Raw genomic sequence first — 7,849 nt, 5'->3', positions numbered from 1 at the left:
ACTGATAAATAATCCCGAGGAACCCTTAGGATTATGGGCTTCATGGCTTATTTTTGTCCAAAATCCATCCTATGAATATTTTGGTACTGGGGTCCGGAGGCCGGGAACACGCCCTGGCCTGGAAATTACACCAAAGCCCTGCAGTAGAGCATTTATTTGTGGCTCCCGGAAACGCAGGAACTGCAGGATTCGCAGAGAACATTCCGCTTACTGTTTCTGATTTTGAAGCCATTCGGGAAGCTGCATTGTCCCATAAGGTAGACTTCGTTTTGGTGGGCCCTGAAGTGCCTTTGGTCATGGGGATCCAGGATTACTTTAAAAACACCCCATCCCTTGCAGGAATTGCATTGATTGGACCTTCAAAGGCTGGAGCCCAATTGGAAGGAAGCAAAGAATTTGCAAAAGAGTTTATGGAGCGACACGGGATTCCCACTGCGGCATACCGTAGCTTTGGGGAAAGCGACCTCGGGGAGGCTTATCGTTTCCTGGAAGCAACCCCTCCTCCTTATGTGTTGAAGGCGGATGGCCTGGCAGCGGGCAAAGGCGTGTTGATACTCGACGAGATCGAAACTGCCAAGTCTGCGTTGCGGGAAATGCTGGTTGAAGCTAAGTTTGGAGCAGCCAGCAGCAGGGTGGTTATCGAGGCCTTTTTATCCGGAATTGAAATGAGCTGTTTTGTGCTTACCGATGGCAAAGACTACAAAATCTTACCCACGGCCAAAGACTACAAGCGAATTGGAGAGGGAGATGCGGGGTTGAATACCGGTGGCATGGGAGCCATTTCCCCTGTGGGTTTTGCGAACGCCGCATTTATGGAAAAGGTGGAGACACGTATTATCAAGCCCACGGTAGAAGGCCTTAAAAAGGAAAACATCCCCTATACGGGATTCATTTTTATCGGGCTCATTAAAGTAGGGGATGACCCTTTTGTCATTGAGTACAATGTGCGCATGGGCGATCCGGAAACCGAAGTGGTAATTCCACGGATCAAAACAGACCTGGCGGACCTTTTGAAAGCAACAGCCGATGGAACACTGAAACAAATAAACCTGGAGACTCATAAAGAAGCGGCAGCCACCGTGATGATGGTCTCAGGAGGGTATCCCGAGGCCTACCAGAAAGGCCATGCAATACACGGGCTGGACGCCGTTGAGGAAGCGATGGTGTTTCACGCCGGCACACAAGTGGACTCCAAAGGAGCCGTTGTAACGAGTGGAGGCCGGGTTCTTGCTATAACAGCACTTGGATCCGATTTCAAAGAATGCCTGCGGAAGGCGTATAAGGGCGTCTCAGAAATACAGTTTCAGGATGCCTATTACCGAACGGATATAGGCTTTGACTTATAAGAACCAGAATAGGAAGTAAGTTGGAATATCAGAGATACGAATGGGCGGTCACGCTGTGATCTTCCTCACCGCGTTCTTCAAACAAACGAATTTGCCTCAGCCAGTAAATCAGGGCAATCACCCCGATAATCGCAAAGATCCAGTTGACGGAATTGGCCGTCCACCAGTTTTGCATTTCCCTGAAAAAATCAAACGGAGCAAAGAGTCCGTTTACAAATAAATTTTCTATCCCCTCAAAAAAAGCTTTCATTCTGGCTATATTTACCTTGCAAATTTACGAAAACCATCGATGATTTCAAGTCTTTTCGGTAAAACAAGGCCTGTAAATTACATCCTGGTTTTATCTGTTGTCTTTGTCTTTTTTTCGCTTGCCCAACTCCGCCAGGGCGAAGCCTTTGAGCTATCATCCAATTTCCTTTGGGTCATAGTGGGTTTATGTTGCCTTTTGCTCTCTTTGTTTCTGGTTAATTTCATCGTTCAAAAAAATCAATTGACGGCAGCAGATTCCTATGCCATGTTTTTCTATGCCCAGTTTTGCATCCTTTTTCAGGATTTCCTCAAGGACCCTGTCGTTCTGATTGCTTCATTTTTTCTCCTGCTCGCCCAAAGGAGGCTTGTCAGCATGAAGTCGATGAAGAATCTCAAAGAAAAAATATTTGATGCAGCCCTGTATATTTTTGTGGCGAGTCTTTTTGTGAACTGGACACTCCTGTTTATCCTGATCGTCTGGATCTATATTTATTTTTATACACCCAAGAAGATCAATTACTGGCTCATTCCATTGGCTGCAGCTGTCACCGTGGGACTCACCTCCTGGTCGGTGTTTTTCCTTTCAGGGGATCCACAGTACCTTTTTGAGCATTTTGCTTTTTCCCCGGAAGCGATAAAATTTGATTTAGTCCCAACCTTTTCAGTAGTTAAAACGGCCAGCTTTTTACTCCTGGTAGTGATTGTCGGTATTATCGCGTTTATAAAACAAGGAAAGTCAGGGCAGGGCCGTGTGACGCAGCTCCGACTGCTGGTCATCGCCTGGATTGTCGGAATCGCAATCGCATTTTTGACGGGAGAGCGATTTGCCAGCACTATCGCATTTGCTTTTCTCACCTCTGCAGTATTCGCAGCGCGCTATGTGGAGTCCATCCGCAAGGTATTAGTCAAAAACATGGTAATGTATGCCTTTACTGTTGTCTCCATTGTGGTTTTCTTCCTGGAATGGGTACTGAAATAAGCGGTATATTTGTGTTAAAGACTACAGTATGTTCAGCAATTTCGCCTTTGGAATTTTTGAAGAGAGTATCGATAAATACCACATAGAAGACCGCGTAGATCAGCCTTTTGAAAATCCTTATCCCACAGATGATATCGCACACTTGCTCTATCGGAAAAACTGGATTGACACCGTTCAGTGGCATTACGAGGATCTCATAAGAGACCCGCAGATCGATCCTGACGCGGCACTTGAATTGAAGCGAAAGATCGATGCGAGCAACCAGCAGCGAACCGATCTGGTGGAATACATCGACAGTTATTTTCTGGAAAAATACAAGAGAGTCAGTATTGCTGATGGGGCGCAGATAAACACCGAGAGTCCGGCCTGGGCAATTGATCGACTTTCAATTCTGGCGTTGAAAATCTACCATATGCGGGAGGAAGCGGAACGGGCAGATGCGAGCGGGGCGCATCGGGAAGCCTGCCGTAGTAAACTCCAGGTACTCCTCGAACAACGGCAGGATTTGTCAACGGCTATAGATCAGTTGCTGGAAGATATCTCAAAGGGCGTCAAGTACATGAAAGTGTATAAACAAATGAAGATGTACAATGATGATGAGTTAAACCCCGTATTGCGTGGGAAAAGGAAATAACAAGCGCATCCTGGCGATACGACTTTCAGCCCTGGGGGATGTGGCCATGACAGTTCCCGTTTTGCTGTCGGTGACGCGTTTAAATCCTGAAATACGATTTCTTTTTATAACCAAAGCCCATTTTTCGCCCGTTCTGGAGCGATTAAACAACCTCGAAGTCTATCCTTTTGATGCCAATGGAATCCACAAGGGCCTCAAAGGATTATGGCGCCTGCGCCGGGAATTAAAGGGGGAAAACTTTGACAGTGTCGCAGACCTGCATGCCGTATTGAGAACGGGAGTCCTTAAACTCTTTTTTTCTTTTTCGGGAAAACCCTTTAAAAGCCTGCAGAAGGGAAGAATGGAGAAGAAGCAACTCACCTCCGGTGACCCGTCGGGATTTAAAGCATTGAAAAGCACCCATGAGCGCTATGCTGAAGTTTTTAGACGTCTGGGTTATCAGGCAGCACCCGGTCCCGGGGACATCCTCCAGAGGGAGACCTGGCCAAATGGTTTTGACGATGAACTGACCCAATCGAGCTCGCTAAGAGTGGGCCTGGCACCCTTTGCTGCCCATGCAGGGAAGTGTTATCCGGAGCCTCAAATGAAGGAACTCATCAAATTATTGGGGGCCGTGCCCAATATCCGGTTGTACCTCTTTGGAGGAGGCCAGCGGGAAATTGAAGTCCTGGATTTATGGGAAGCTTCGTATCCGCATTGTGTTTCTGTTGCAGGAAAAATACCCCTTAACGAAGAACTTGCATTGATTTCCAACCTCCGCCTAATGATTTCAATGGACAGTGGAAACGGACACCTTGCCGCAATGTACGGACTCCCGGTCCTCACGCTCTGGGGCGTAACACATCCCTACGCGGGTTTCACGCCTTTTAATCAGCCTGAAGCGAATAGTATATTGGCCAATCGGGAAAAATATCCAGCCATACCCACCTCGGTATATGGAAATAAAGTGCCTGAAGGCTATGATAAGGTTATGGAATCTATTCCTGCAAAGCGTGTTTATAACCGGGTTATAGAGATACTGCAGGAGCCTCAAATCTAGAATGCAGATTTCAGCGACATACCTTTAAAGTAACTTCGGAGCTGTTGCATATACTGATATCGCAGCATTCTCGGATTTCCACCGACCATCAGAGTGCGGATTCCAAAATAGGAAGCCATAATATAGGTGGCTATACCTTCACTGTCGTGATGCCGCTCCAGATACCCGTCGGACTTCCCTTTTTGCAGTGCTGTAACCAGACTCACCTCCCATACCTTGGTAATGTCATTCAGGTAACTTGAAATTTTTTCATTTCTGCCGTTGAATTCAGACATAAAGTTGCCCAACACAAATCCAAAATCGATAGGATTGTGCTCCGCGGTCTCAAGGGCATTTTCGAGGCATAATTCGATATTTTGAAAAGGATTCTCCTTGCCCTCTATGGGCTCAATCAGCATGCTGTACACCTTTCGGAACAACAAATGTTGTACGATACTGATCATAAAGTCTTCTTTGGACTGGAAGTGGTAGTAAAAAGCCCCCTTGGAGAGTTCTAGGGCCTTAAGAATATCGTCAAGGCTGGTCTTGTAGTAGCCTTTTTGATAGAATAACTCGAGCCCTTTTTGTTGCATTCGGTTGACAGTTGCCCGACTTTTCAAATTTTTTTCCATAATGTGGGATTTGGTTAAAACAGACCTGGCGGTCGCTTTATCCTAACTCCTTAAAACGAGTGAATCCGTAAAAACATCGACGAAATGCAAAAAAGCATCGACGAAATGCAATATTTTAAAATAGACAAACACCCGAATTGTCTGTAACAGACTATACAGTTTGTCTAACCCTGGTTCCGGGAAAGCATTTTTTACCTTATTTCAAGCAAAAATTCAGGAGCATTCAGGTAACCGCACCCTGGCAACTGCTCCCTGCACCTGCAGTGCATCCATAACAGTGTTGGGAGATGACAATCTCGCGATTTTCCAGGAGGGTTTCCTGAAAATCCCTGATGTGTTGTACGCTGTTATTCACCTTCAGTCCGAGCATCTGATTGAAATCACAGTCATAGAGCCAGCCATCCCAGCTCACAGAAATAGTATTGGTACACATCACACTATTGACCGCCTCGGGATTGTACGCATCTACAAGTGCTGTCATATACTCCTCATAGTTTTCTGACGCGATGAGGTAGTCTAGGAAGCGGGCAATCGGGAGGTTGGTAATGGTGAATAAACTATTAAACTCAATGCCGAAGTCCTCTTTGAGTGCTTTTTTAAAATCGCGTTCGAGCGCTTGCTGATCCCCGGGGAGAAAGGCCCCTGACGGGTTGTACACCAAATCGAGCTGCAGTGCACTTCCGGGCATCCCGTAGCCTACCCTATTTAGTTCCTGCAGTGCCTTTATAGATTTGTCAAAGACCCCGTCACCTCTTTGCTTGTCGGTTTTTCCCCGGGTATAATGGGGCAGTGATGAAACGACGTGTACACCGTGTTTTGCAAAAAACTCAGGGAGGTCGTAGTATTTTTTATTCGCCCGGATTATGGTGAGGTTGGAGCGGACTATAAAATCCCGGATTCCGGCCTCAGCGGCTTGTTCTACAAACCACCTGAAATTCGGATTCATCTCCGGGGCACCCCCGGTAAGATCAAGGGTGTGGGCCCCCGTTGTCCGAATGACCTTCAGGCATTCCTCCATCGTCTCCCGGGTCATGATTTCTTTTCGATCCGGGCCGGCGTCTACATGACAGTGCTCACACACCTGATTACACATATAACCTACATTGATCTGTAGAATTTCCAAAGCGCGGGGGCGTAAGGCCCCATGCCCGGTTGCTGACAGTTTATCCCGAAAGAAAGGGAGTTCTCCGGATTCAAATAAGGACCCGTTCAGAATTTCCATCTGTCTGTTTGTATTGGCCAGGTCTTTTTCCCTGGCTTTGAGTGATTTAGTGGCCATTGTTTCGTTTTTCGGGCTTCCAATAATTTGTTGATTAACTTACATTGAGAGCTTTTCGTATTTATTCATCATTTGAACCCCATGAACCAGGGTGGCTCCGCTTTCGATTGCGGCCCCGGCGTGCACGGCTTCCATCATTTCTTCCCGGGTTATTCCGCGCTCCAGGCCATCCTTTGTGTAAGCGTCTATACAGTAAGGGCATTTTACAACGTGGGCCACAGCCAGGGCGATAAGTGATTTTTCACGTGCACTGAGGGCACCTTCTTCAAAAACTTTTCCATAGTAATCGAAGAATTTCTCGCCCAATGCTTCGCTCCATTCGGTAATCTTGCCAAATTTTCTAAGGTCAGCGGGATTATAATATTCTGATGCCATTTTTTATAGATTAAGTGTGAATAATTATGGATTCCGGGTCGCCTATGAGACGTCCAATGCATTTAGGGATCTATGCGATCCCTTGTAATTTTATCTGGAAAGTGAACTTAGAAAGGGGAGCCTTTATTAAATGGGGTAAAGACCTGAACGTCGAAAACCGGATGATCCCAAACCCGGGGCAGAACGGATTTTGCAGAGATAAAACTCAAAAGCAATTGATATAACCGGGAGGATATAAAGCGGGATGGGGTAAACCAATTCTGGCAGTCTTGGGGAGCGTCCAGATCCAGGAGGGGTGACAGTACTTTGCAACGGCCTCCAAGAGAAATAGTCCAATGCAATAACGCCTCAAACAGGTTTTTTTCCTGCCAGGGGAGGCGTAAAAAAGTCTTATAATCAAAATATTCCCGGTTTATCCCAATAAGGTAGGTGCCACCGTCTGGTGTAGGACCGAATACCGTTTTTCCGGCCTGGAGCTGGGCCACAGCTGTTTTGAGTGTTTCAGTACTCAGATCGGGACTGTCATTCCCAATAACCAGTAAGTGTTCTATACCCTGCTCATAGACAGACTTCATGGCGTTTCCCAGGCGTTCCCCGAACGAGGTCCCAACCTGAGACTTTTCATCAATATGGAAAACAGGTAATCCCGTCCGCCGGGCCTTTAATTTCGTATGGGCTGTCAGTTCCTCAATAAAGCGCTCCCCACCGGTCAGACCTTTATCTCGCGCATCCAATTGGGCGCTGCGGGCAAAAAGTAAAATGGCAGAAGTTCGAATCGACAAAACCAAGTAGATGGGATGTTATTTGAGACAACAAATTACAAGCAAAAAGGCATGTCTCAAAATAGAACCCCTCGAATACCTGAATTTTAACAGAAAATTCCCATTCGCAAAGGGCTACTGACCCGCCGGAGTTATTGAGACGAAAAATTCAAGCAGGCAATTCTCAAGACTGGCCCACAGGATTACTATTCCACAAAGTATTGTCTTTTCGGGCATCATCACTGCATATAATTTTCAGATGGGTTCTGAAATCAGTTGTCGGAAATCAGATGTCGTCGTAGTCGATTTTTAGCACTGCGGATTCTGCATGTGCCTGACAGGTGAGAATAAAGCCTTCGGCCAGTTCGCTTTCTGTTAGGATTTGATTTTTGACCATCGAGGCCTCGCCTTCGGTAACCCTTGCGATACAAGTGCTGCAAACCCCGCCCTGACAGCTGTATGGCGCATCAATTTTAGCCTTGATCAATGTATCGAGAACGATATTTTTCCGATCGATTTCCAGCGTGTGCACCGTATCGTCCAAAGTGATTTCAAGATGTGTTTTACCCGAGGTTT

Annotated in this window: 10 protein-coding genes; 4 read left to right on the top strand and 6 right to left on the bottom strand. The window is 46.5% G+C overall.

Annotation, left to right across the window (positions count from 1 at the left end; translation table 11 throughout):
* Positions 1-71 precede the first annotated feature (71 nt).
* A complete protein-coding gene (gene purD, locus WBV75_RS13720) occupies positions 72-1,346 on the top strand; it encodes a phosphoribosylamine--glycine ligase (protein ID WP_424121151.1) in 1,275 nt (424 codons plus the stop codon).
* A gap of 28 nt (positions 1,347-1,374) precedes the next feature.
* On the opposite strand, the gene WBV75_RS13715 is transcribed toward purD, so the two are convergent.
* The gene (locus tag WBV75_RS13715; protein WP_424121150.1) at positions 1,375-1,596 is read right to left on the bottom strand and encodes a DUF6341 family protein; all 222 of its coding nucleotides are present in this window, start codon (positions 1,594-1,596) and stop codon (positions 1,375-1,377) included.
* Positions 1,597-1,635: 39 nt separating this feature from the next.
* Between WBV75_RS13715 and WBV75_RS13710 the strand changes: the two genes are divergently transcribed.
* From WBV75_RS13710 to WBV75_RS13700, 3 genes are read left to right on the top strand one after another with little or no spacing between them, the layout of a single operon-like run.
* Positions 1,636-2,574 carry a hypothetical protein gene (locus WBV75_RS13710; RefSeq protein ID WP_424121149.1) on the top strand — a complete coding sequence of 313 codons (939 nt, stop codon included), beginning with the start codon at positions 1,636-1,638 and terminating at the stop codon, positions 2,572-2,574.
* A gap of 28 nt (positions 2,575-2,602) precedes the next feature.
* Positions 2,603-3,208 (top strand): DUF4254 domain-containing protein, encoded by a 606-nt coding sequence (locus WBV75_RS13705; protein WP_424121148.1) that lies wholly within the window; start codon positions 2,603-2,605, stop codon positions 3,206-3,208.
* Positions 3,192-4,247: a glycosyltransferase family 9 protein gene (locus WBV75_RS13700; RefSeq protein WP_424121147.1), complete on the top strand. Its 1,056-nt coding sequence runs from the start codon at positions 3,192-3,194 to the stop codon at positions 4,245-4,247. Before WBV75_RS13705 ends, WBV75_RS13700 begins: the two co-directional genes overlap by 17 nt.
* Here the strand turns inward: WBV75_RS13700 and WBV75_RS13695 are convergent.
* The 5 genes from WBV75_RS13695 to WBV75_RS13675 form a co-directional block, all read right to left on the bottom strand.
* Entirely contained in the window at positions 4,244-4,858 is a 615-nt protein-coding gene (locus tag WBV75_RS13695) for a TetR/AcrR family transcriptional regulator (RefSeq protein WP_424121146.1), read from the bottom strand. The two genes, WBV75_RS13700 and WBV75_RS13695, sit on opposite strands and share 4 nt — an antisense overlap.
* A 223-nt stretch (positions 4,859-5,081) precedes the next feature.
* Complete coding sequence (gene arsS, locus WBV75_RS13690) at positions 5,082-6,137, bottom strand: arsenosugar biosynthesis radical SAM (seleno)protein ArsS (RefSeq protein WP_424121145.1); 1,056 nt, start codon at positions 6,135-6,137, stop codon at positions 5,082-5,084.
* A gap of 39 nt (positions 6,138-6,176) precedes the next feature.
* Positions 6,177-6,512, bottom strand: coding sequence for an arsenosugar biosynthesis-associated peroxidase-like protein (locus tag WBV75_RS13685; protein ID WP_424121144.1), 336 nt, complete (start codon positions 6,510-6,512; stop codon positions 6,177-6,179).
* 107 nt (positions 6,513-6,619) lie between these two features.
* Complete coding sequence (locus WBV75_RS13680; RefSeq protein ID WP_424121143.1) at positions 6,620-7,294, bottom strand: TIGR04282 family arsenosugar biosynthesis glycosyltransferase; 675 nt, start codon at positions 7,292-7,294, stop codon at positions 6,620-6,622.
* Between the two features lie 265 nt (positions 7,295-7,559).
* Positions 7,560-7,849 (bottom strand): 2Fe-2S iron-sulfur cluster-binding protein (locus tag WBV75_RS13675; protein ID WP_424121142.1); only part of this gene is annotated, 290 nt, incomplete at its 5' end.

Origin of the sequence: Robiginitalea sp. (assembly GCF_049588695.1) — a bacterium.
Classification (GTDB): Bacteria; Bacteroidota; Bacteroidia; order Flavobacteriales; family Flavobacteriaceae; genus Robiginitalea.
The sequence above is the reverse complement of the archived record's forward strand: the minus strand, read 5'-3'. Positions and strand labels throughout refer to the sequence as shown.